The sequence below is a fragment of the Desulfosalsimonas sp. genome (assembly GCF_046483245.1).
Taxonomy (GTDB): domain Bacteria; phylum Desulfobacterota; class Desulfobacteria; order Desulfobacterales; family Desulfosalsimonadaceae; genus Desulfosalsimonas.
Genome location: NZ_JAWODO010000028.1, coordinates 1 through 22,868, shown reverse-complemented (window position 1 = coordinate 22,868; position 22,868 = coordinate 1). Strand labels below are relative to the sequence as shown.

General features: G+C 55.6%; 23 protein-coding genes. 5 read left to right on the top strand and 18 right to left on the bottom strand.

The window, feature by feature from the left end:
• Window positions 1–40: 40 nt before the first annotated feature.
• The 4 genes from gdhA to R6U41_RS02785 all read right to left on the bottom strand — a co-directional run bounded on the left by gdhA (window position 41) and on the right by R6U41_RS02785 (window position 5,725).
• The gene (gdhA, locus tag R6U41_RS02800; RefSeq protein ID WP_410268312.1) at window positions 41–1,396 is read right to left on the bottom strand and encodes an NADP-specific glutamate dehydrogenase; all 1,356 of its coding nucleotides are present in this window, start codon (window positions 1,394–1,396) and stop codon (window positions 41–43) included.
• A gap of 48 nt (window positions 1,397–1,444) precedes the next feature.
• Window positions 1,445–2,032, bottom strand: coding sequence for a hypothetical protein (locus R6U41_RS02795; RefSeq protein ID WP_410268311.1), 588 nt, complete (start codon window positions 2,030–2,032; stop codon window positions 1,445–1,447).
• A gap of 353 nt (window positions 2,033–2,385) precedes the next feature.
• A complete protein-coding gene (locus R6U41_RS02790) occupies window positions 2,386–3,849 on the bottom strand; it encodes a sigma-54-dependent transcriptional regulator (protein ID WP_410268310.1) in 1,464 nt (487 codons plus the stop codon).
• Complete coding sequence (locus R6U41_RS02785; protein WP_410268309.1) at window positions 3,827–5,725, bottom strand: ATP-binding protein; 1,899 nt, start codon at window positions 5,723–5,725, stop codon at window positions 3,827–3,829. Before R6U41_RS02785 ends, R6U41_RS02790 begins: the two co-directional genes overlap by 23 nt.
• A gap of 231 nt (window positions 5,726–5,956) precedes the next feature.
• On the opposite strand from R6U41_RS02785, the gene R6U41_RS02780 reads away from it, so the two are divergent.
• The gene (locus R6U41_RS02780) at window positions 5,957–6,814 is read left to right on the top strand and encodes a damage-control phosphatase ARMT1 family protein (RefSeq protein WP_410268308.1); all 858 of its coding nucleotides are present in this window, start codon (window positions 5,957–5,959) and stop codon (window positions 6,812–6,814) included.
• Window positions 6,815–6,819: 5 nt separating this feature from the next.
• Window positions 6,820–7,926 carry a DUF3524 domain-containing protein gene (locus R6U41_RS02775; RefSeq protein WP_410268307.1) on the top strand — a complete coding sequence of 369 codons (1,107 nt, stop codon included), beginning with the start codon at window positions 6,820–6,822 and terminating at the stop codon, window positions 7,924–7,926.
• An 89-nt stretch (window positions 7,927–8,015) separates the two neighbouring features.
• Here R6U41_RS02775 and R6U41_RS02770 read toward each other — a convergent pair whose 3' ends face one another.
• On the bottom strand, window positions 8,016–8,597 hold the full coding sequence (locus R6U41_RS02770) for a DJ-1/PfpI family protein (protein WP_410268306.1): 582 nt from the start codon (window positions 8,595–8,597) through the stop codon (window positions 8,016–8,018).
• A gap of 216 nt (window positions 8,598–8,813) precedes the next feature.
• Between R6U41_RS02770 and R6U41_RS02765 the strand changes: the two genes are divergently transcribed.
• The gene (locus R6U41_RS02765; RefSeq protein WP_410268305.1) at window positions 8,814–9,413 is read left to right on the top strand and encodes a flavodoxin family protein; all 600 of its coding nucleotides are present in this window, start codon (window positions 8,814–8,816) and stop codon (window positions 9,411–9,413) included.
• A 69-nt stretch (window positions 9,414–9,482) separates the two neighbouring features.
• Here the strand turns inward: R6U41_RS02765 and R6U41_RS02760 are convergent, their stop codons facing one another.
• The 4 genes from R6U41_RS02760 to R6U41_RS02745 form a co-directional block, all read right to left on the bottom strand.
• A complete protein-coding gene (locus R6U41_RS02760) occupies window positions 9,483–9,839 on the bottom strand; it encodes a hypothetical protein (protein ID WP_410268304.1) in 357 nt (118 codons plus the stop codon).
• A 240-nt stretch (window positions 9,840–10,079) separates the two neighbouring features.
• A complete protein-coding gene (locus tag R6U41_RS02755) occupies window positions 10,080–11,051 on the bottom strand; it encodes an NAD(P)/FAD-dependent oxidoreductase (RefSeq protein ID WP_410268303.1) in 972 nt (323 codons plus the stop codon).
• Window positions 11,052–11,056: 5 nt separating this feature from the next.
• Window positions 11,057–12,181 carry a cyclopropane fatty acyl phospholipid synthase gene (cfa, locus tag R6U41_RS02750; protein WP_410268302.1) on the bottom strand — a complete coding sequence of 375 codons (1,125 nt, stop codon included), beginning with the start codon at window positions 12,179–12,181 and terminating at the stop codon, window positions 11,057–11,059.
• A 196-nt stretch (window positions 12,182–12,377) separates the two neighbouring features.
• Complete coding sequence (locus tag R6U41_RS02745) at window positions 12,378–13,565, bottom strand: MFS transporter (protein WP_410268301.1); 1,188 nt, start codon at window positions 13,563–13,565, stop codon at window positions 12,378–12,380.
• A 232-nt stretch (window positions 13,566–13,797) separates the two neighbouring features.
• Between R6U41_RS02745 and R6U41_RS02740 the strand changes: the two genes are divergently transcribed.
• Window positions 13,798–14,364 (top strand): tyrosine-protein phosphatase, encoded by a 567-nt coding sequence (locus R6U41_RS02740; protein WP_410268300.1) that lies wholly within the window; start codon window positions 13,798–13,800, stop codon window positions 14,362–14,364.
• Between the two features lie 39 nt (window positions 14,365–14,403).
• Here R6U41_RS02740 and R6U41_RS02735 read toward each other — a convergent pair whose 3' ends face one another.
• Window positions 14,404–14,970 carry a hypothetical protein gene (locus R6U41_RS02735; protein WP_410268299.1) on the bottom strand — a complete coding sequence of 189 codons (567 nt, stop codon included), beginning with the start codon at window positions 14,968–14,970 and terminating at the stop codon, window positions 14,404–14,406.
• A 296-nt stretch (window positions 14,971–15,266) separates the two neighbouring features.
• Between R6U41_RS02735 and R6U41_RS02730 the strand changes: the two genes are divergently transcribed.
• Entirely contained in the window at window positions 15,267–15,716 is a 450-nt protein-coding gene (locus R6U41_RS02730; protein ID WP_410268298.1) for a hypothetical protein, read from the top strand.
• Between the two features lie 41 nt (window positions 15,717–15,757).
• Here R6U41_RS02730 and R6U41_RS02725 read toward each other — a convergent pair whose 3' ends face one another.
• From R6U41_RS02725 to R6U41_RS02690, 8 genes are all read right to left on the bottom strand, one after another.
• A complete protein-coding gene (locus R6U41_RS02725) occupies window positions 15,758–17,020 on the bottom strand; it encodes a phenylacetate--CoA ligase family protein (RefSeq protein ID WP_410268297.1) in 1,263 nt (420 codons plus the stop codon).
• A complete protein-coding gene (locus tag R6U41_RS02720; protein ID WP_410268296.1) occupies window positions 16,995–17,735 on the bottom strand; it encodes an ABC transporter ATP-binding protein in 741 nt (246 codons plus the stop codon). Before R6U41_RS02720 ends, R6U41_RS02725 begins: the two co-directional genes overlap by 26 nt.
• Before the next feature lie 10 nt (window positions 17,736–17,745).
• Entirely contained in the window at window positions 17,746–18,534 is a 789-nt protein-coding gene (locus tag R6U41_RS02715; protein ID WP_410268295.1) for an ABC transporter ATP-binding protein, read from the bottom strand.
• On the bottom strand, window positions 18,521–19,477 hold the full coding sequence (locus R6U41_RS02710) for a branched-chain amino acid ABC transporter permease (protein ID WP_410268294.1): 957 nt from the start codon (window positions 19,475–19,477) through the stop codon (window positions 18,521–18,523). The genes R6U41_RS02715 and R6U41_RS02710 overlap by 14 nt, the downstream gene beginning before the upstream one ends.
• Window position 19,478: 1 nt before the next feature.
• Window positions 19,479–20,354 (bottom strand): branched-chain amino acid ABC transporter permease, encoded by an 876-nt coding sequence (locus tag R6U41_RS02705; protein WP_410268293.1) that lies wholly within the window; start codon window positions 20,352–20,354, stop codon window positions 19,479–19,481.
• Window positions 20,355–20,377: 23 nt separating this feature from the next.
• Complete coding sequence (locus R6U41_RS02700; protein WP_410268292.1) at window positions 20,378–21,547, bottom strand: ABC transporter substrate-binding protein; 1,170 nt, start codon at window positions 21,545–21,547, stop codon at window positions 20,378–20,380.
• 49 nt (window positions 21,548–21,596) lie between these two features.
• On the bottom strand, window positions 21,597–22,028 hold the full coding sequence (locus R6U41_RS02695; protein ID WP_410268291.1) for an ACT domain-containing protein: 432 nt from the start codon (window positions 22,026–22,028) through the stop codon (window positions 21,597–21,599).
• Window positions 22,029–22,061: 33 nt separating this feature from the next.
• A partial coding sequence (locus R6U41_RS02690) for a phenylacetate--CoA ligase family protein (protein ID WP_410268290.1) occupies window positions 22,062–22,868 on the bottom strand: 807 nt, incomplete at its 5' end.

Genomic DNA, 22,868 nt, shown 5'->3' with positions numbered 1-22,868 from the left:
TGGCAGATCACCCTTTGTCTGATTTTTGCGGGAGTTGGGATTACACCACGCCGTAGGCCAGCATGGCCTTGGCCACCTTGACAAAACCGGCAATATTGGCGCCCATGACGTAATTGCCTTTTTTCCCGTAGGCCTCTGCCGCATCCAGGCAGGACTGGTGGATGTCTTTCATGATCGTCTGCAGCCTGCGGTCAACTTCCTCCCGGCTCCAGGAAAGCTTGAGGCTGTTCTGGCTCATTTCCAGGCCCGAGGTGGCCACGCCCCCGGCATTGGCCGCTTTTCCCGGACCATAAAGAATGCCATTGTCCTGGTAGACTGTTATGGCTTCCGGGGTGGAGGGCATGTTGGCGCCTTCGGCCAGGCACATGCACCCGTTTTTGATCAGGGCCTCGGCGTTTTGGGCATCGATTTCATTCTGGGTGGCGCACGGCAGGGCAATGTCGACCTTGATCTCCTGTTCACGGATCACATCCCAGACACTCTTTCCTTCAAAGCAGACGGTCTTGTATTTGTCCGCGTATTCGGACACCCGCCCCCGGTGGACGTTTTTGAGCTCCATGAGATAGCAGCTCTTGTCGTTGTCAATACCTTTTTCATCGATGACCGTTCCGGCAGAATCCGAAACCGAAACAATCCGGCCGCCCAATTCATTGACCTTTTCAATGGCAAACTGGGCCACGTTGCCCGATCCGCTGACAGCCACTGTTTTGTCCTTGAAATCCAGGCCCCGGGTGGCCAGCATTTCAGCGGCAAAATAGACGGTGCCGTAGCCGGTGGCCTCGGGCCGGATCAGGCTGCCGCCGTATTCCAGGGCCTTTCCGGTGAGCACGCCGGTATGCTCGTTGCGAAGCTTTTTGTAATATCCGTACAAATAGCCAATCTCCCGTGCCCCCACGCCGATGTCACCGGCCGGGACATCGGTTTCCGGGCCGATGTGCCGGCACAATTCCCGCATAAAGGCCTGGCAGAAACGCATGATTTCATTGTCGCTCTTGCCCTTGGGGTCAAAGTCAGAGCCGCCCTTGCCGCCGCCCATGGGCAGGGTGGTCAGTGAATTTTTAAAAACCTGTTCAAAGCCCAGAAACTTGATGATGCTTAAATTGACCGAGGGATGAAAACGGATGCCGCCTTTAAACGGGCCGATGGCATTGTTGAACTGAACCCGGAAGCCGCGGTTGACATGAACTTCTCCCCTGTCATCCATCCAGGGAACACGGAATAAAACCGCCCTTTCAGGTTCCACGATCCGCTCATAAATCCCGGCCTTTACAAATTCCGGATGCTTTTCAGCCGTGGGCTCAAGGGTTTCGAGCACCTCGGTAACGGCCTGATGAAACTCCTTCTGGCCGGGGTCTGTGTGTTTGACTTTTTCAATAACGCTTTGGATTACCGACATTCACTGGCCTCCTTGAAAATAAAAAATGGTTCCGGGTAAGGTTATGGGTTATTTGACAATATAGATCTTGCCCATGGATGCAGAGGCGATGGCACCGTGGGGCTTTTTTTGAAAATATTGGAAATCGCTTTCCCCGATACCGTCGATGCCTGAAAATCCCGCCATGAGTTCGGCAAGGCGGTCAAACCCGCTGCCGAAAAAGGCAAGCTTGGAAAAAAACGGTCTCTGGCGCTGAAAATCAACGGGCACGGCAAAGTGCGCCGGAAAAAGGGGGTCGCCCACTACCAGGAGATATCTTTCAGGGCATTCCAGGATATTATAGTCTGCGGCGATGTCAGCGGCCCGCACCGGGAAAAAATCATTTTGCAGGATTCTGCCGGCCTCACCGGCGTCAATGTCATCAACTGCCATCAGATCCGGGCAGTCAAAATATCCCAGGATGTAGAGGCAGATGCCGAAGCTGCTGATCTGTTCATACACGGGGTTGTCCCGATCGCACATCATCAGGACTTCATCAATGCGTTCCCGGATTTCCAGGCCCTGGCGCCGGATTTTTTCCAGGTTTGCCGATACAGCGGTGTTTTGGAAACCGTCTTTGGGTCCGGTTTTGCGGCCGGATGTGTGCTGGGTATACATGGGAGCCCTCCTTGTTTGCATGCGAACCATCTGAAAATCGACTTTTACGAGTCCATCATCATTATTGTCCGATGATCCGTTTTTGCCCAAAGGAGGATGCAGGGGGCATGCCAGAATGCGGAGTTTATGGTGGTCTATGGTAACCTTTTGAAATTAAATAAAATAATTATGAAAAGGTTTGCAGCTCAGAAAAAAAAGAACTTTTATGTGGTTGAATAAAGGCATCAGGCCCTGGCAATACAGGCAAATTTGGTATGCGGCAGGCGGGCAATCCGGAGGCTGCGGGTCTTTGCGGGATTTGTATAAATTTTGAACAGCAGGGGTAGTTTTTGCACAAATCTGCGGGAGCGGTTTTACTCACCTTCGGGTTCCTGGTTTTCCTTTTGGGTTTGTTTTTTGATCCGGTGCCGGAGGGTGTTTCTGCTGATGCCCAGCATTTCGGCCGCCTTGACCTGGTTGTTGCCGCATTCTTCCAGGGCTTTGCGGATCAGGGTTTCTTCCACGATTTCGATGATATTGGCGTGAATGTCCTGCTCGGAAATCCGGAAAATATCGGGCAGGATTTCTTCGAGTTTTTCCTTGAGCCGGTCAATGAGCTGTTCACGGTTCATGTTTTGAGGCGGGGCATCAGCGTCGGCATTGGGAATCATGAGACTGCCTTCGGAAATCACCCCGCCGGTGCACAGCAGCACTGCCCGACGCACGCAGTTTTCCAGTTCCCGGACGTTTCCGGGCCAGTGATAGTCTTTGAGCTTCCGAAGGGCTGATTCGGATATATAACAGCCGGGCCGGTCGTATTCCGTGGCAAACCGGGCCAGGAAATATTGCGCCAGCTCGGCGATGTCATGCTTTCGCTGCCGCAGGGCGGGCAGGTCCAGGGAAATGACCTTCAGCCGCCAGTACAGGTCTTCCCTGAATCGGCCGGCCCGGACCTCGGCTTCCAGGTCCTTGTTGGTGGCCGCAATGATGCGCACATCTACGGTGATGGGCTGGCCGCTGCCAAGCCTTTCAATTTCCCCTGTCTGCAGGGCCCGCAGCAGCTTGGCCTGCAGGGGCGGCGACATTTCCCCGATTTCATCGAGAAACAGGGTGCCCTTGTGGCATCGCTCAAATTTTCCGATATAGGTCCGCTCCGCACCGGTGAAGGCGCCGCGCTCATGTCCGAACAGCTCGCTTTCAAACAGGGATTCGGGAATGGCGGCACAGTTGACGGCGATAAAGGGTTTTTCCTTGCGCTGGCTGTGATGGTAAATGGCCCGGGCGGCCAGTTCCTTTCCAGTGCCGCTTTCACCGGTAATCAACACAGACACGTCCTTTTCCGCCACCTGGCCGATGAGCTTGTAAATTTCCTGCATTTGGCGGCTGGAGCCGATCATCTGCAGGCTGTCGCGGCTGTCCGCGGGCTGCTGCTGGTCAGCAGAGGCGGCCGGAAACCGGACAATCTGCTTCATCTGCCGGCTGACCTGCAGGGCCTCGGACACGATGCCGGTCAGGTCCTTTTTTTCAAAAGGCTTGACCAGGTAATCATAGGCCCCGCGCTTCATGGCCTCGATGGCCAGGTTGGTGGTGCCGTAAGCGGTCATGAGAATTACCGGGGTTTTGACCGCAATGCCCCGGATTTCCGAAAGGGTGTCAAGCCCGTTGAGTTCCGGCATCTTGTAATCAAGCAGAATCAGGTCAAAGTCCTGCCGCCCGATGGTCTCAATGGCCTGCCGGCCGGTTGCGCAGGCAGTGACCGCATATCCTTTTCTCTGAAAAAACCGGCTCAGAAAATGGATCAGGCCTTCGTCGTCATCAATGAGCAGTATCTTGTCCATGGTCCTTGTCCGCCGAATAACTGGATTCAATGGGGATATACAGGCGAAATGCGGTGCCTGCCCCGGGTGTGCTCTGCACCCCGATGGTGCCGCCGTGGCTCTGTATGGTGTTGAGCACCAGGGGCAGGCCCAGTCCCGTGCCGGCCGCCTTGGTGGTGTAAAAGGGCTCAAACAGGTGTTCCATCTGTTCTTCGGAAATGCCGCAGCCGGTATCCTGCACGTCGATGCGCACGCAGGCGACGGTCTGATTGTTTTGCGCAAACCGGTCGGTTTTCGCTGATACGCTCAGGGTGCCTTGCTCCTCCATGGCCTCCAGGCAATTGACCATGAGGTTGACCAGGGCCTCGGCCAGCAGCTTTCTGTCCCCGAAAACCGCGGGAAGATGATCCTGCATGCGGGTTTCCAGGCGGCATTCCTGGCGGTTGGCAAGGGGGCGGATCATGTATAGCACATCCTCGATGAGCACGGTGACATCAATGACGGAAAAGACCAGTTCCTCGGGTTTGACAAAATCGAGGAACCGGTTGATGGAGGATTCAATCCGGTTGACCTGTTTCATTGCAATCCGGAAATCCTCCTGATCTTCCGCGCTTTTGGCGATCTGTTCCTGGGCGGATTCCAGATACAGCTTCAGCGATGTCAGGGGGGTGCGGATCTCATGGGCCACGGCCGCGCCCATGCGCCCCATGGCGGCGAATTTTTCAGACCGCTCGGCCATGCGCCGGGTTTTTTCCAGCATGATGTCGGTTTCCCTGAGCTGGGCATCCTTTAAGCCCACTTTTTCCCGGAGATGATGGTGCCGCTGCTGCAGATTGGCATGCATGTGCTCAAAGGCCCGGTAGAGCATCCCGATTTCGTCCTTGCGGGTGGTTTTCACAATGGGCTGATCAGTTTTGGAATCGGCGATCATGTCGGCATACCGGCTTAAGCGCCGGATCGGGCCCACGATGTGATAGGAGATCATCCAGGTGAGGGCCAGGGCCGAGCCGATGCACAAAAAAATCGTCAGGTAGATGATGGATTTGAGGGTGCTGGCGCTTTCAAAGGCCTCTTTTCTGTCCTGTTCCACAACAATATACCAGTCTGTGCCGGCAACGTTCATGGAAGTGCCCAGCACCTCGATGCCCCGGTAGTCCAGGTAGGCTTTTTCCCTGTCCCTTTTTTCAAAGATGTTTTTGAAACTCTCTGACTGGGAAATGTTTTCCGATAGAATCCGGCGGGGCTCCTTGTGGGCTAGAAACTGCCCGTCTTCATTGACCAGGTAGCATTCCCCGGTTTCTCCCAGAAAGATATTGAGGATAAAGAAAATAATCTTGTTGGTGCCCACCTGGCCGTAGATGGTGCCGGCCCTTTTTTCACTGTTTGGCGCAAAAATCGGGGCGGACACGTAAAATGAGGACTCATGCTGTCGGGGGGCATAGGTGATCTTTGATATCCGAAGGGTTGTATCCGAAGCCGCCGGTTCAGGCGGGGGCTGCAGCGGGCGGGTGCCGCTGTTGCAAACCAGGCGGCCGTCTGCGGCCACCACCGTGAGGTTTTTATACACCTCGTATTTTTTGCGGATCAGATCCAGATAGGGTTGGATACGCTGTGCATCCATGGACCGGACCAGGGAGGTGCCGGCCATGACTTCCATGTCGGCCTTGCGCTCATCGAGCCAGCGCTCGAGAATGGCGGTCTTGTCTGTTGCCGCGTTTTCCAGCTGCCGCATGACCATGCTCACAATGAGCTTTTCGGTGATCTGCAGGGAAAACCAACCGATAACCATCAGCGGGACCAGGGCCAGCACCAGAAAGATAATCATTACCTTGGTGCGTAGGTTCCACAGCGGCCTGTTGGATGGCCTTTGCCGGGCATGTGAAGCGTTTGGGTTCAAATTCGGATCTCCTGGAAAAAAACAGCAGGCGTTGCAATGCCTACCGGGGTTTCTAAAAAAGATCCAGGTGCGGGTCAAGCAATAAGTGCCGGGCCGGGTAAAGTTGGCAAAAAAATGATTTTGCCCGGTGCGGCTTTCTGTTATTCCAGAACAAGACTTGCATGGAACCGGAATTTGATGTTCGGCTTTGAAAACCGGTTTTTTTTTGCAACCCAGCAAGGGTCACATATAATGAAAACCTATTTTGCATGCATGCCCTGTTTTCTGAGCCAGGCCCTGCGGGCCTGCCGGTTCATGGGCCTGGATGATCAAAAAACGCGCCGGGTGATCAATGCGGTGGCGGAACTGATCCCGCAAATCCCCATGGACAGCTCCCCGCCGGAAACCGGCAGGGAGGTTTACCGAATCATCCGGGAGGTTTCGGGCAATGCCGATCCATACCAGCAGGTCAAGGCGGAAAATACGGCCAATGCCCTGGCCCTGTACCCGGTCATGAAACAGATGGTGGCGGCCGCGGACAATGCTTTGAGTGCCGCTGTCCGGATTGCTGCGGCCGGTAACGTGATTGACTGCGGGGTCAACGCTTCCTATGCCATTGAAAGGGAAGTGGATCAGATGCTGGAAAACGAGTTTGCGGTATTTGATATGGACGCGTTTCTGGCGCAACTGGAAAAAACCGAGCGGATTTTGTATATCGGGGACAATGCCGGCGAATGCGTGTTTGACCGGGTGCTCATCGAGCAGCTGCCCAGGCCGGTGACATACGTGGTGCGCCAGGCGCCCATTATTAATGACGCCACAATGGAGGACGCGCTTGCCGCAGGCATTGACCGCGTGGCCGATATTGTCTCTTCCGGCACCGATGCCCCGGGCACTGTTCTGTCCACGTGCACTTCGGATTTTCTGGACCTGCTCAACCAGCCCTGGCTGAAAATCAGCAAGGGGCAGGGCAATTATGAGGCCCTTTCCGCGAGCCCCTATCCGGTATTTTTCCTGCTCAAGGCCAAGTGCAGTGTCATTGCCCGGGATCTGGATGTGGACGAGGGGCAGATGATTTTTGCCCGCAGCAACCGCCCTGATTTTTCATAACCCCCATGAAGCTGCTTTTCCTGGAACCTTTTTACGGCGGATCTCACCGGGATTTTGCCGACGGCCTGTGCCGGCATTCCCGCCATGTGATTGATCTGCGCACCATGCCGGAGCGGTTCTGGAAATGGCGGATGCGCGGGGCGGCCCTGCATTTTATACGCCGGATCAGCGATCCCGGGGCTTATGACGCCATGATTTGTCCGGCGCTGATGAGCCTGGCCGACTTCCGCATGCTGTGCCGGGGCCGCTGCCCCCCGGCTATTGTCTATTTTCATGAAAATCAGCTTACCTACCCGGTGGCCCCGGGCGAAAGCCGGGACCTGCATTTTGCCTTCACGGACATCACCACCGCCCTGGCTGCTGACCGGGCGCTGTTTAATTCCCGGACCCATTTGACGGATTTTTTTCATCATGTGCCTGAACTGCTGAACAGGATGCCGGATTTCCGGCCTTCCTGGGTGGTGGATCAGATCCGGGCCAAATCCGGCGTCTGTTATCCCGGCTGCCGGTTTCCGGCAGATCCCCCGGACAGCCACGCCCTCCAAACAGCCGGCCAGGATCCGCCCCTGGTCATCTGGAACCATCGCTGGGAATTTGACAAGCAGCCGGAGATGTTTTTTGCTGCCCTGGAACAGGTGGCCCAAACGGGCGTGGATTTTGAGGTGGCCGTGCTCGGCCGGGCATATGAAAAAACACCCTGGGTGTTTGCAGCCGCGCGCAGCCGCCTGGGCGGCAGAATTCGGCAGTTCGGTCACGTGGAAGACAAGGGCCGATACCTGCAATGGCTGGCACGGGGTACTGTGGTGGTCAGCACGGCCATCCAGGAAAATTTCGGCATTTCCGTGGTGGAAGCCGCACGCTTCGGGTGCCTGCCCCTGGTCCCAAACAGGCTGGTTTACCCGGAAATTATCCCGGCGGACCTGCACCGGCTTTGCCTGTATGACAGCTTTGAAGGGCTTGTGGAAAAGCTCGGGGACATGCTTTGCCGTCCCCGGGCATACGACGATCAGCGGCGGGCGCTGGCTGCACACATGAGGCGATACAGCTGGGAGCATCGGATTGGTGAATTTGACCGGGAGTTTGAAGAGTTGGCTGCCGGCAGCAGGGGATAGGTTCACTTTTGTACAATTTTGTCCTGCCGCCGGCGGGTTTCGTAACCTGGTCTACGTTTTATCGCTCCTTTTTCCGGTTGACTGACGCATCAGGCCTGGATTTTTGTGCCCAGCACTTCGAGAAATTTTGCCAGCCATTGGGGATGGGCCGGCCAGGCCGGGGCAGTGACCAGGTTGCCGTCCACGTTGGCCTGATCCACCGGGATGTCTGCATATGTTCCGCCCGAAAGGGTGACATCCGGTCCCACGGCCGGGTAGGCCGAGCAGGTTCTGCCTTTCAGGATGCCGGCGGCCGCCAGCACCTGGGCCCCGTGGCAGATGGCGGCAATGGGCTTGCCGGCTTCGTCAAAATGGCGGACAATTTCCAGTACATTTTTGTTTAACCGGATGTATTCAGGCGCGCGGCCGCCGGGTATGACCAGCGCATCGTAATCCCCGGGCCGGATGCTGTCGAAATCCGCTGTAAGGGCAAAGTTGTGCCCGGGCTTTTCGCTGTAGGTCTGATCACCTTCAAAGTCATGAATGGCGGTGCGAACCGAATCCCCGGATTTTTTTCCGGGACAGACCGTATCCACATGGTGGCCCGTCATCAGCAGTGCCTGATAAGGCACCATGGCCTCGTAGTCCTCCACAAAATCGCCCACGAGCATTAAAATTTTTTTGGCACTCATAACACTCCCCCTTGGATTTGTCGGGTTTGAAAGGAAATCGTTGCCCCGCCTGCATGTCTGTCTTATTTTGAACAAGATATGGATCTTTTTTCTGCGCGGATCCATAACAAAACAAACGTAACCGCATTCCGGCATGTTTGCAAGGCGCGCTTTGCAGCGGGAAAAAGGCGGTTTCAAAGCGCAAAAACCAAATAGAGATAACATTGTGGAGGTATCATGTACGCACTGGCAATCAGCGGAAGCCCGAGAAAAGACGGCAATACGGAATATCTGTTAAAGGAGGTCCTGGCCCCCGTTTCCAGGGCCGGGTGGGAAACCGAACTGGTCCGGGCGGGCGGCAGGGAAATCCGCGGCTGCATTGCCTGCTACAAGTGCTTTGAAAATCAAAACCAGCGCTGCGCCGTGGAAACAGACATGTTCAACGAGATCATGGAAAAAATCGTCCGGGCAGACGCCCTGATCATGGGATCGCCCACGTATTTTACAGACGTGAGCGCCGAATTAAAGGCGGTTGTGGACCGCGCCGGGCTGGTGTCCCAGGCAAACGGGGTGCTGCTGCGCGGCAAGATCGGCGCGGCTGTGGCCGCTGTCCGGCGGGCCGGGGCGGTGCATGTTTTTGATTCCATCAATCATATGTTTCTGATGTCCCAGATGATTGTGCCCGGCTCCACCTACTGGAACATGGGCATGGGCTTTGACAAGGGCGATGTGGCAGATGATGCCGAGGGTATCAAAAACATGCGCCACCTGGGGGCGGTCATTGCCTGGCTGGGCAGCGCGGTGAGCAAGCACCTGGATGCTTATCCCAATCCCTAGCCCAAAGGGGTGCAAGCCTGCTTTACAGCGCTGCTCCCCGGCAGATTACAGCCGGGGGGCAGCGTTTTTTTACCACAGGCAGATAACCTTTGCGCCCTGCTGAAGCTGGGCGCGCACCTTTTCCATGTGTCGTAGCGGCGCCATTTCCCGTTCAAACTCATCCATGGTCAGACCCATGTCCCGGGCCAGTTTTTCCGGGGGTGTGGGGCCGTTTTTTTTGAGATAATCCACAATGGCAGACTGGTTTTGTGTCAGATCCGGTCCTGTGCCGGTTTTTTCCAGATTTTTGGCGCTGTAGACCGCCCATGGATCACAGGTTTTGGGCTTGGCCGCCATGTCGATATAACAGTCCTCGCATACGGTCTGCCCCCGTGCTTCCATGGCCTGGTCTGTGCTGATTTCAGCTCCGCAATTCTGGCATTTCATGTCTCGGCCTCCTTTTTGTTCTCTGCAGTCCGGCTTTTGAGTGAAAAACAGCCGAATTCTACGATTTTTCAATAATGTAAGGATTTGTTCTTATGGACGCAAAGAGACCCTTGTATTTGAGTATTGAACAGTGCGTGGATTAAATTTTAAACAGTTTTTATGAGTTTATCCAGCGTTGTTGCAAAAAGGCAGACAAAAATCAAAAAGAAATGTTTTTTTCAGTTCAGGGCTGTCAGCGGATCAAAGGTGTATTTTTTTGGCGATCCATGGACCTGCCAGGATCTGGGGGAGGCTCCAGCGGGTAACCGGCGCCAGGCAAAAGGGTTGGCCGGTGGCAATGGACCGGGCTGCGATTTTTCCGCTTTCAACGGCCGGGCCGATGCCCTCGCCCATGTCGCAGGTTGCAAGGCCGGCTGCATCTCCGATAAGCAACGCGTTTTTGTTGCGGGTGTTTTTTGTATCTCCCCGAAGATAATAGATATGGCCCCTGGGAGAAAACCGCCGGCCGCAGACCAGGCCCTTGCGGGAAAGTTTTTCCACAAAATCGAGCCAATGGGCGTTGATGTTTTGTCCGCGTTTTTTCAGGGCGTTGAGCTTGCCGCCGATGCCGATGTTGAGATATCCTTTTTGTTTGGGCACATACCAGGCATAGCCCGGAAGGCCCTTGTCAAAAAACCACAGCCGGCACTGGCGGTCTTTGCAGTGCCAGGCAAATTCCTTTTCCGCGGTGGCAATGCATTGTTTTGGATCCCTGGGATGGATCCGGGCAAAAAGGAATTTGTAAACCGGACAATGGGTGCCGCCTGCGCCCACAAGCCAGGTGCACTGAAATTTGTCGTCAATGATGTATTTGTCGCCGCTCTGGCGGATTTTTTGGACCTGGTGCGAAAATACGGGCACGTCTGCGCGCCTGAGCAGAAAATCATCGAATTCAACCCGGCGGATGGAGTACTGGCAGGTGGGCACCGGCATTGGAACGCCTTTGAAGTGAAAAACAATGCTGCGATAGGTCAGAATTCTGTGCGGGTAATCTTGCGGGGTCAGGTCCAGATCGGCCATGACCCGGGGCGTGATCCAGCCGGCGCACAGCTTGGGTCTGGGAAACGGCTGCTTGTCGACAATCAGGACGTCTATGCCGTGCTTTTTTAATTCCCACGCGCAGGTGGCGCCGGCCGGACCGCCGCCCACGACAATGACTTCGGCCTGAATCATGGGTTTTACTTAAGCCGGCAGTCGGGCTGGGCCCGGCCGGGCTTGGTCATGACGATCTGCCACAGCTGGATGGATCTGGAGCGGAAAGCCGCGGCAGAGCTGAGCAGATAGAATTTCCACATCCGGTAGAAGCGATCGCTATAATCGTTTTTGTGTTTGGGCCATGATTTTTCAAAATTGTCATGCCAGGCCATGAGGGTCTTGTCATAATCCGGGCCGAAGTTGTGCCAGTCCTCCATCACGAAAATGTCTTCCATGGCCGCGCCCAGCTGTGCAATCGAGGGCAGCATGCTATTGGGGAAAATATAGGTGGTGGTCCAGGGGTTGCCGATGGTGATGCTGACATTGCCGCCGATGGTGTGCATCAGAGCAATGCCGTCGTCTTTCAAACACCGGTCAGCCACTTCCATGTGGGTCCGGTGATTTTTGTAGCCCACGTGCTCCATCATGCCGATGGAAACCACCCGGTCGTATGTGCCTGTTGCGTTTCTGTAGTCGTCGAGATAAATATTGACTGGAAGTCCCTCGCACATGCGGTTTGCCAGGTCTACCTGCTGCTGGGAGACCGTGACGCCGGTCACTTCGGCGCCGTATTTTTCCGCTGCATACCTGGCAAAGCATCCCCAGCCGCATCCCAGGTCCAAAACCTTCATTCCGGGTTCAAGTTCGATTTTTCGGCAGATCAGTTCCATCTTGGCTTCCTGGGCTTCGTCCAGATCGCAGGCACCTCCGCTCCAGTATCCGCAGGTATAAGCCATGCGGGAATCGAGCATGTCCCGGTACAGTTCGTTTCCCACGTCATAGTGCTGTTTGCCCACTGTGTAGGCCCGCTCGCTTTTCTGCAGGTTTAGCAGCCGGGCCTTTAACAGGTGCATGGTGGCTTTCCAGTTGTCCCTGAAGTACTGCTGCAGATTGGCCCGGAATACGCGGTCGAAAAACTGGTCCAGGGCAGGGCTGTCCCACCATCCGTCCATGTAGGATTCGCCCACGCCCAGCTCCCCGTCGCGCACCACCCGGTCGAAGAGTTCTTCGTTATGCACCTGCATATCCCAGGGATTGGCTCCCCCTATGGTGATGCCGGCGTGATTTAACGCGTCTTCAACGATTTGTCTGGATTTGTTGATTTTCATATGGCTTGCTCCGGGGTTGGTTGAGGTTGCTCAATTGTGGTTCAGCCGTTTTACCGCAACGATTAAATGGTTTTGAGCCTGATGCCCTCCAAAACCACTTTTGAAAGCACTATGCTAAGAAAAAGCAAATTTTGAGTCAAGCACTATTTCCCGGAACGGTTTCCGGGCAATCCTGTGCAACCGGCTCGCAAGTATTTTAATTTTTGAAAAAAATTGGCAGAATTGCTCCAAGGCAGATCAGGACACCCACAAGCACGATGCCTGCGGCAAATGATCCGGCATCTCCTGTAATGCCGATGATGGCCGGGGCAATGCCGCCGCCGTAGACAAAAGCCAGGGGAATGGCAAGCGAGATAGCCACGTTGCGGTGTTTGGCAGGGGCAATGGCAGACAGCAGGGCAAAGCCTGCGGGAAAATAGCCCGTGGAAAGTCCGGCCTGAGCGATAATCAGGCCGGTGGCCAGCCCCGGATCTTTGCAAACCCCGATGCCGATGGTGGCCATGCCGGTAAGACCCAGCATCAGGATGATGGTTCGCCTGGGGCCGAATCTGTCAACGGCCCAGCCCGCGGCCAGCGCCATTGCCACCCCGGGCAGCCGGGACAAAGCGACCAGGGAATTGGCAAAGCCTTGAGAAACCTCAAGTTCCTTTATCAGGTAAAGCGGCAGCATGGTATAAAGTCCCATGGTACTGCTGATGGCCACTGCAAACAACAGCACCATGAGCCAGAATGCCCGGGTGGCCGCCAGGTCCCGTATAGCTTCGACCCCGGGCGGTTTTCCCGGAAAATCCCCGCCTTTGCCCCAAATGGCAAAGCTTGCACCCAGCAGCAGGCAGACCGCACCGGTTGCCGCGGGCATGGTGCGCCAAGTGAAATAGAGGAAAAACTGGGCGATTACCGGGGCGGTCACAAAAGCCAGATTGGGAGCCATTTCGTGGATTGACACCGCTTTTCCCCAGTTTCTGGCATCCACCATGTTTGTCAGGGAGGTGATGCCGGAGGGCAGGTAGGTTCCGGCGGCCATGCCCAGGATGAATATGGATGCCTGCAGCTGCCAGTACTCATGGGACACAGACACCAGAAGCAGGCCCATACCCGCCCCGCTGGCTGCGGCCGCGATGGTAAACCGGTGAAAAATCCGCGCGGAAATAAAGCCCGAGCCGGCCAGGGCGAAGAAATAGCCGATGGACATGATCAAAAACATGGATCCGGCCTGGGCATGGCTCAGGTTCATTTCCGTTTCAATGCTAGGCATCAGGGGCGAAAACATCACCCGGGCCAGAAAGGTCATAAAGAAGATCAGGGAGATAAACAATATGGGCACAAGGGGATCCGGCCGGTAAAAAGGCGGCGGCAAGGCTTTGTCTGTGTTTGAAGTCTGCATGGCACCTCTATAACAAAACCCGGCGGATAAATCCATGGCTCCATTGCCGGCGGCATTGGTGTTTTGTCCTTGTCTGCCGGGCTGTTGCAGGCTATGGTAATAAAATCGGTTCATACAAACAACATGGCACAAGCCGGCTGTTTTTTTGCCGGCCGGCCGGATTGCAAAGCAGGCGGGGCGGATATGAACAAACAGGGAAAAATTTTGCTGGATGCCGCGGTACAGGCGCTGGATGGAAATATCGTTCGTATCTGCTGGCAACCTGTTAGAAAATGCAGACATATCGGTTTATGCGGGCACGCACCCGGAAGCCATTGACAGGTCCGAATCGGTTGTCCGCTCCAAAGACGGCTGCGCGCAGGTAAGCGGCCTGGACCCGGATCTGCGGTACTATTTCGAGCTTGATGCCGGAAACCATCGCATGATCACCGCAGCCAGGCGGGTGCATTTGGATGGAGCGGTCAATTTTCGGGACATCGGGGGCTATGAAACAACCGACGGGCAACGGGTGAAATGGGGCAGGGCCTTTCGGGCAGACGGCCTGTCAAGGCTCACTGACCCGGATCTGGACCTTTTGGGCCGGATGGGCATCCAGCGGGTCTATGACTTTCGCACCACAACGGAAATGGCCGGTTCCCCGGACCGGCTGTTTCCATACCTGACTGCGCCCCGGCAATGCATTGTGGGCGTGATTGATTACCTGACAGACACATACGGCACGGCTGTGGATTACCTGGTAGGCAAGGCCGGGCTGCGGCCGGCGGTCATCGATCAGATGCGCAAGAACATGCTGGAGTAAAAATTTGCTTTTTATGAGTTTATCAATTATAGCCCGGGGTTATTGGACCCGGCGGACTTCGACATCATCAATCCAGATGGTGCCGCTGGTGAGCACAAAATCCAGGTGGATGCGGCTACTGTTTTCCAGGGCCGTGGCTTTTTGGGAAATTTGTACCCAGCCTGAAGTGCCCTGCAGCTTGTTGATCAGATCTACAAGCTTGCCGGGCCGGATGCGCTGGGGGCGGAAGTTTAACCGGAACGCCGGGGCCTCGTGGAAACGGTTGTAGTCCAGGTTTTGGGTCCTGATCCAGCAGGAGGCCTCATAGGTCGATCCCGGGGTGATGGGAGCTGCCCCGGCTTTATCCAGGTATACGATGACCCGGCCACCCGGCGGGGTGATGGCAATTTTCAAGGATTGCTGCCCGCTGTACTTCTCTCTTGAATCCAGGCTGATTTCAGCCGTTGTGTTCCGGTTGATCGTTGTCTTCCAACCCTTGGGCTGTCCACTTTCGACTGGTCCTTCAAAGCCCCCGTTGTAAAGCATGTTTGCCCCGGCAGCGCTGCCGGCCGAGGAAATCAGGACAATTGCCATCCATGCCAGCGCAACGGTGAGTTGTTTTTTCATGGCCAACCTCTTGTGGTGAATTGTTGCAAGTATTGACAAGAATTGTAATGGTGTTTTTAGAATAGATCAATTTTATAATAACTCACTGTTTGTTTTCAATGCAAGAAAAAATCGTATACGCACAAGCGGGTCCCAAGGGGCTTTCCTGATACCTGAACTGAGGGTTTCAAAATTTGAAACACTCGGTTTGAGTGATATATAAAAAGGGCTTGATGATTTGGAAGAATTTTGTTTTAGTATTTCATCCATTTTGGTGTGTCGGGAAAAATTTTCATGAAGCAGACAGGGAGGAAAAGATGCGGACAAGGTTGCAATACGTTGGGTTCAGTGTTTTGTCGATCCTGGTGGGAGGATTGTGTTTGCTCGGATGCACCAAGGAGGAAAAACAGGCCAGTCTTGAGATTGTGGATTCTGAATTTTCAATCCGAAAAGACAGTGACCTTTCCTATGTGATTGATGCCAGCGGCACCATTGCCAACACCGGTGATGTGGATGTCAAAAACGTGGAGGTCACCGGCAGGTGTGAATCCTGCGGCGATCAGATCATCAACGCAACCTGGTTTGTCAGTGACGTGGACAAAATGCCCAATCAAATAGACGTGATCAATTATCTGGCGGCTGGTGCCGAGGAAGAATTTGAATTTGAGGAAGTGGCCTTTTACTCCGCCCAGACCGGCTCTGAAGTCCCCGAAGGCCTTCCCGACGGGTTGAAAGTGGTGATTAAATCCCATGAAATTGTGGAATAAATCAATTTTTCGGGGGCAGGGGCCTCTCTTGCCCCTGTTGTTTATCCCTTTGACTCCACCAAGCGGATGGCCACGGGTACGCCGAGGTTTTCCCGGAGCCGGTTTTCAGACCGACGCAGCAGCTGTTCCAGTTCCTTAATTTCATCGGAAAATATGGCATCGTTCATTTCCATGAGCACTTCCAGGACCTTGCGGCCCTGTTGATGCGCCACCCGGTAAGAAACCCGCCGCGGATCCATCCCCATCATTTCTTTGAGGTGAAATCCCGCCTGATTGCCGTGGACATTGACTCCATCGATGTTCATGATATCGTCTGTGCGCTCTGAATCCCATTTCATACGCACAAGAGTGCTGCCGCACGAGCAGGGATCTTCCAGTAACCGGGCACGGTCACCGGTTTTAAAACGGATCAGGGGAAAGGCCCGGGTAGTCAGGGTGGTGAGCACCAGTTCCCCGGTGCCGCCCGGCGAAAGCACCTCCCGGGTTTCCGGGTCAATGATTTCAGCCAGGAAATGATCCTCCTGGATGTGGAGTCCGCCGTGGCTCCGGCATTCAAAGGCAACCGCCGGCCCGGGGATTTCGCTTAACCCGTAGTGCAGCCATGTGCGCACATGCAGCCGGGTTTCAATGCTGTTTCGAAACGCCGGGTCAATGAATTCCCCGCACAAAACCAGGGTGTGCAGGGAAAGCGATGCCGGCCCGATACCTTTTTCCGCCGTGTAATCGGCCAGGTGGCCGGCCATGGCCGGGGTGGTGATCAGCACTGTGGTCTTGTAGTCGCGCAGCACCATCAGCTGTTTTTCCACTGAAAGCGGGGTGTTGGGAATCACGCTGGCCCCGATGGCTTCGGCCCCGTCCTTGTAATCCCGTCCCCAGTTGGCCAGGCCCGGATTCAGGGCAATCTGGAGGATATCATTGGCCCCTATGCCTGCTGTGCGAAGAGCCCGGCCCAGAATGTGGCGCCAGTGGTCCAGGTCCTGTGCTGTATAGCCGCTGACCGTGGGATTGCGGGTTGTGCCCGGGGCTGTATGAATCCGCACAATGTCTCGCAAGGGCACGGCAAACAGATCATAGGGATAATGCTCGCTGAAATCCGCCCGCTCCATAAAGGGCAGGCGGGCAATGTCGGCCAGGGCGGAGATGTCCGAGGGTTCCATGCCCAGTACGCCGAGTCGGTTGGCATGAAAGGGCACATGGCGGCAGGCCCGGTTTAACGTGCTTTGCAGCCGCTCTAACTGTACCTGTTGTTTTTCTTCGGCTGAGAGCTGAAAAAAGGGATCATCCGGCATCGTAAAAATCTCCATAATCCTTGCCCAGATAGGCGCGTTTGACATCCTTGTCCGCCAGCAGTTCACCGGCCTCGCCCTGGAGCACCACGGCTCCGGTCTCAAATACATAGCCCCGGTCCGAGACTTCCAGGGCAGCCAGGGCATTTTGCTCCACCAAAACGATGGTCAGGCCCCGGGAGCGCAGCAGGGAAATCACTTCCAGGATTTTTTCCACCACCATGGGAGCCAGTCCCATGGAGGGTTCATCGAGCAGCAGGAGCCTGGGCCGGGCCATCAGCGCCCTTGCAATGGCCAGCATCTGCTGTTCTCCGCCCGAAAGGGTGCCTGCCGGCTGCCGTTGTCGCTGCCGCAGAATAGGAAACAGCTCCATGACCGATTCCAGATCCTGTTGTACGGCTGCATGGGCCTTTTTTTTGTACATGGTATAGGCACCGAGTCTTAAATTGTCGAACACGGAAAGCGGTGCAAAAATCTGCCGTCCCTCCGGCACCAGGCTGATGCCAGCGCGCACGATGGCCGGGGGCTCCAGGCCTTTTATGCTTTTTTTTTCAAAATCGATCTGCCCGGTCCAGTCGGCCAGCAGGCCGCACACGGCTGAAAGCAGAGTGGTTTTTCCCGCGCCGTTGGCGCCGATCAGGCAGATGATTTCCCCGGGGTTGACCGACAGGCTCACGCCCTTGACCGCCATGATCCGACCGTAGAAACATTTGAGATTGCGAATGCGCAGCATAAGGGAATTGTCAATCGTTTGTCGGGTTTGTTTTTTTGCCCAGGTAGGCCGCCATGACCGCCTCATCTTCCTGAATCGCCCTCGGAGGGCCTTCGGCGATTTTTCTGCCCTGGTCAAGCACCACGATCTGATCGGAAATGGACATGGTTAGGCTCATGTCATGCTCCACCAGCAGAATTGTGATACCCTGGTTGCGGATTTCTTTGACCAGTTCTCCGAGATGGCCGGTTTCTGACATGTTTAATCCGGCTGCCGGCTCATCGAGCAGCAGCAGGCGCGGTTGTGCTGCCATGGCCCGGGCCACTTCCAGCATTCGCTGCCATCCAAAGGGCAAATCCCCGCTTTTGCGGCCTGCGTAGTCCTGGAGCCCCACAAAATTTAAAAGTTCCATGGCCTGGTCCCGGCCACGGGCTTCCTCCTGCCGGGTGCGGGGCAGGCGCAGCATGCTTTGGATCATACCCGCCCGGGTCCGGGTATATAGGCCCACCAGAATGTTTTCCATCGCGGTCATGCTTTCGAAAAGCTCCACGTTCTGAAATGTGCGGGCAATGCCAAGGGAGACCCGCTGGTGGACTTCCAGATTTTCAATGGATTGACCGGCAAAGCGTATGTCGCCAGCATCCGGGGCAAATATTCCTGTGATCACATTAAACAAAGTGGTCTTGCCCGCGCCGTTGGGGCCGATCAATCCGGTGATCGAGGCTTTTTCCAGGGCAAAGCCGATCCGGTCCAGGGCTTGGACGCCGCCAAAGGCCTTGTCCACGTCACGGATTTCCAGTATGGGGTCACTGCCGGTCATGGGTTTTGCGGTACCGTTCATAAATGTCCATCAGTCCCCGGGTCAGCCCCCGGGGCATGAAAATCATCACGACCATGAGGATCAGGCCGTATACCACCATCTCGAATTCCGAAAAGGCATGGAGCCATTCCGGCAAAAGGGTGAGAAGCGAAGCGCCGAAAAGCGCTCCCCAGATGCTGGCCATCCCGCCGATGACCACCATGGTCACAATTTTGATTGAAGCCATGAAGCCAAAGCTGCCCGGGCTGATGAAAAACACCAGGTGGGCGTAGAGAAACCCGGCCAGAGCGGCAATTCCCGCACTTAAAACAAATACCTGGAGCTTTAAGCGCCGGGTGTTGACTCCCACGGCGGCCGCGGCCTTTTCCCCGTCATGGATCGCACAAAGGGCCCGGCCCACCCGGGAGTCGATGATGCGCCGGCAAAGGATGATTACTGCCAGCACCACCGCCCATACCAGAAAGAAGTAGGATTTGTTGGAGGTAAATTCAACCGGGCCGAGCTCCAGGGGCGGGATCCCCACAAATCCGGATGCGCCCCCGGTTACACTGCTCCATTCCCGGAGCACGATGTGAACGATCATGCCGAATCCCAGGGTTCCCATGCCCAAGTAATATCCGGAAAGCCGCAGAGTGGGCATGCCGACGATCCAGGCGATCACCATGGCTGCACCAACAGCGGCCGGAAGGGCCAGCAGGGGCGGCACTTGGTAAGTGGTGGTCAGTATTGCGGTCACATACGCGCCAATGCCGTAAAAAGCCGCATGTCCCAGGGATATCTGGCCGGCATAGCCCATGAGCATGTTCAGGGAAAGGGCCAGCAAGGTGTTTAAGCCGATGAAAATCAGCAGCTGCAGATAATAGGCATTATCAATGCGCCATCCCAGAAAAGCGATGCCAAGGGCAAAGCCTGTATAGATTGCGGGCAGATATTTATCGTCCATGTTAAAACCGTTTGACCTCGGCCGTGCCCAAAATGCCCTGGGGCCGGACATAGAGTACCAGCAAAAGCAGCAGAAAGGCGGTTGCATCTTTAAATCCCGAGGAGACAAACCCCACACCCATGGCCTCGAGGATTCCGAGCAGAAAGCCGCCTAAAATCGCCCCCCAGAGGCTGCCCAGGCCGCCAAGCATGGCCCCGCAGAACCCTTTTAGTCCCAGGATGGTGCCCATGTCGTAGCTCGACATGGTAATCGGAGCGATGCTGGCCCCGGCCACGGCCCCCAGGCCGGTGGACAGGCCGAATGCCAGCAGCACCATCCACTTAAATGGGATTCCGACGATCCATGCCCCTTTTTTATTTACCGCACAGGCGGTCATGGCTTTTCCGGTGAGTGTTTTTTTGTAAAACAGGTGCAGGCCGGCGGCAAGCGCGGTGACAATCACAAGAATCCAGACGCTTTGGGCCAGCAGGCGCGCGCCTGCGATGTCAATGGGGGCAATGTCGAGAAACGGCGGCATGCTGTGGGCATCCTTTCCCCAGATAAGCATGCCCGTGCCCCGCAGAAAGATCGAGGCCCCCACGGTAATGATAATCAGCACAATGGGTTCGGGATGCCGTACCGGCCGGATGGCCAGTCGTTCAAAAAGCATCCCTGCCGCGGCGACCGCCGCCACGGTGACAAAAAACGCGGGTACCAGGGCGAGCCCCGCACCTGCTGTCAGGCTGACCATGCACAGGGCCCCGAGCATGACAAATTCCCCGTGGGCGAAATTAATCAGGTCCGTGGAACTGTAGAGCATGGAAAACCCCAGGGCAATCACCGCGTACACAGCCCCGTTGGTCATGCCTGAAAACAGGTATTGCAAAAGTTCCTGCATGGGCTTTTTCCCGGATTGGCGGGTTATTTCACAAGCTGCCACTTGCCGTCGGTAATGCGCACCATGACAAAAGCCGACGGGTCCAGGCCGTTGTGATCGGTTTGGCTGAAGGAAAATACCCCGCTGATGCCCACATGGCCTTTTATGTTTTCAAGGTTTTCACGGATTTTTTCCTTGTCCCCGCCGGTGCCTTCCATGGCACGGGCCAGCAGATAAACCGCATCATAGGCATATCCGCCGAATCCGGAAACCGTTTCGTCATACTTGTTTTCATAGGCGTCAATGTAATCGGTCAGCACCTGCTTCTGGGGGTCATCATCCGGCAGCAGATCGGCCACGAGGATCTTGCCGGTTGGCAGCAGTATGCCTTCGGCTGAATCTCCGGCCAGGTCAATGAATTTCGGAGAGGCCACACCGTGGCTCTGGTAGAGCGGAATGTCAATGCCGAGCTGCTCGACGTTTTTGGCCACAACCGCCGGGCCCGGATTGGTTCCCCAGCAGATGAGGGCCCCGGCTTTTTCCTGACGGATCTTGGTGAGCTGGGATGTCATGTCCGTATCCCCGGCGCCGAAGCTTTCCTTGCGCACCACGGTAATGCCGAAATTTTCTGCCTGTGCTATTAGCTGTTCCCTGCCGCTTTCACCAAACGAATTGGACACGGTGAGAATGCCCACCTTGTCAATTTCCTTTTGTGATATATGCTTGTAGATGGCTGCAACAGCCTGAATATCGCTCTGGGCGGTTTTAAATACCCATGGCTTGATGGGCTCCACGATTTTGTTGCCGGCGGCACAGCTGACAAACGGCAGCTGCGTCCGATTGATCATGGGGACCACGGCAAGGGTGGTGGGTGTGAGGCTTGGGCCGACAATGGCCGTCACCCGGTCTTTGTTGATGAGCTTGCCTGCGGCCGATACAGCTTTTGACGGATCTCCCTCGGTGTCATAGATAACGGCTTCCAGCATCCGGCCGTCAACGCCGCCTGCGGCATTGATTTCTTCAATAGCCAGTTCCATGGATTTTTTTTCCGGATCGCCGAGAAAAGACGCAGGTCCGGTAACTGAAAATATCCCGCCGATTTTCCATGTTTTCTTCCCGGACTCGGCCAGGGCCGGGAAAGCCGATGCAAAAACAACTGCAGCCAGCAGGGCTGCGGCCAGCAAAACCGGGCTGTATTTTTTGACAAAGCGCATGATCGGGCTCCTTTTCTGTGAAATGGTTTCGGGGCGTTTTCATTGCCGGCTACATGGTATAGAGCCGCGCGCCTTCCACAATGGTCACCCCGTTTTGGGAAAGTACGTCAATGGCCTGTTCCGGCTGGTCAAACCGGAAGATCATCACGGCATTGTCCCCGCTCTGGCGGACAAAGGCATACATGTATTCCACGTTGATGCCGGCTTTGTAGAGCATTTCCAGGATGCTGTGGAGCCCGCCGGGCTGGTCTGCGACCTCCACGGCAACCACTTTGGTTTTACGTACCGTGAATCCGGCATTTTTCAGCACCTGCTCGGCTTTGGCATTGTCGTCGACAATCAGGCGCAGCACGCCGAAATCGGTTGTGTCGGCCACAGCCAGGGCCCGGATGTTGACCTGATTCTGCCAAAGAATCCCGGTCACTTCCGAGAGGCGGCCGGCTTTGTTTTCCAGGAAAATCGAAATCTGTTCGGCTTGCATGGATCTCTCCTTATTCTGCATTTGGGGTGGATGCTAAATCTTTCGTCTGTCAATGACCCTGGCGGCCTTGCCTTCGCTTCGGGCAATGCTTTTGGGTTCTGCGAGCTTGACATCCACGGATATGCCCAGCAGTTCCTTGATATCGTTTTCAATGCGCTGTTCAAAGCGCTGGAGTTCCTTGACCTCGTCGGAAAACATCTGCTGGCTGACTTCCACCCGGACCGTGACGGTGTCCAGGTTGTCTTTGCGGTCCACTTCCATCTGGTAATGGGGCTCCACGCCATCGATTTCCATGAGCACGCTTTCGATCTGGGAGGGAAACACGTTCACACCCCGGATAATGAGCATGTCATCGGTTCTGCCGCTGATTTTGTCCATTCGGACCATGGTGCGCCCGCAAACGCAGGGTTCGGGATTTAAGCTGGTGATGTCCCGGGTGCGGTAGCGGATAACCGGAAAGGCTTCCTTGGTGATGGAGGTCAGCACCAGTTCCCCGGTTTCGCCGTAGGGCAGCACTTCTCCGGTGACCGGATCGATGATCTCGGCAATAAAATGATCTTCTGCAATGTGCAGGCCGTTTTTGGCCTCGTGGCATTCTATGGAAACCCCGGGGCCGAGCACTTCGCTTAACCCGTAGATATCCACGGCCGAGAGATTGAGCTTTTCCTCGATTTCCTTTCGCATGTTCTCGGACCAGGGTTCAGCGCCGAAAATGCCGAACTTAAAGCTCAGATCCTTAAATGATACCCCCATGTCTTCGGCCGCCTCGGCCAGGTGCAGGGAGTAGGAGGGGGTGGCCGTGAGAATGGTGGGGGCAAAGTCGCGCATGATAACCACCTG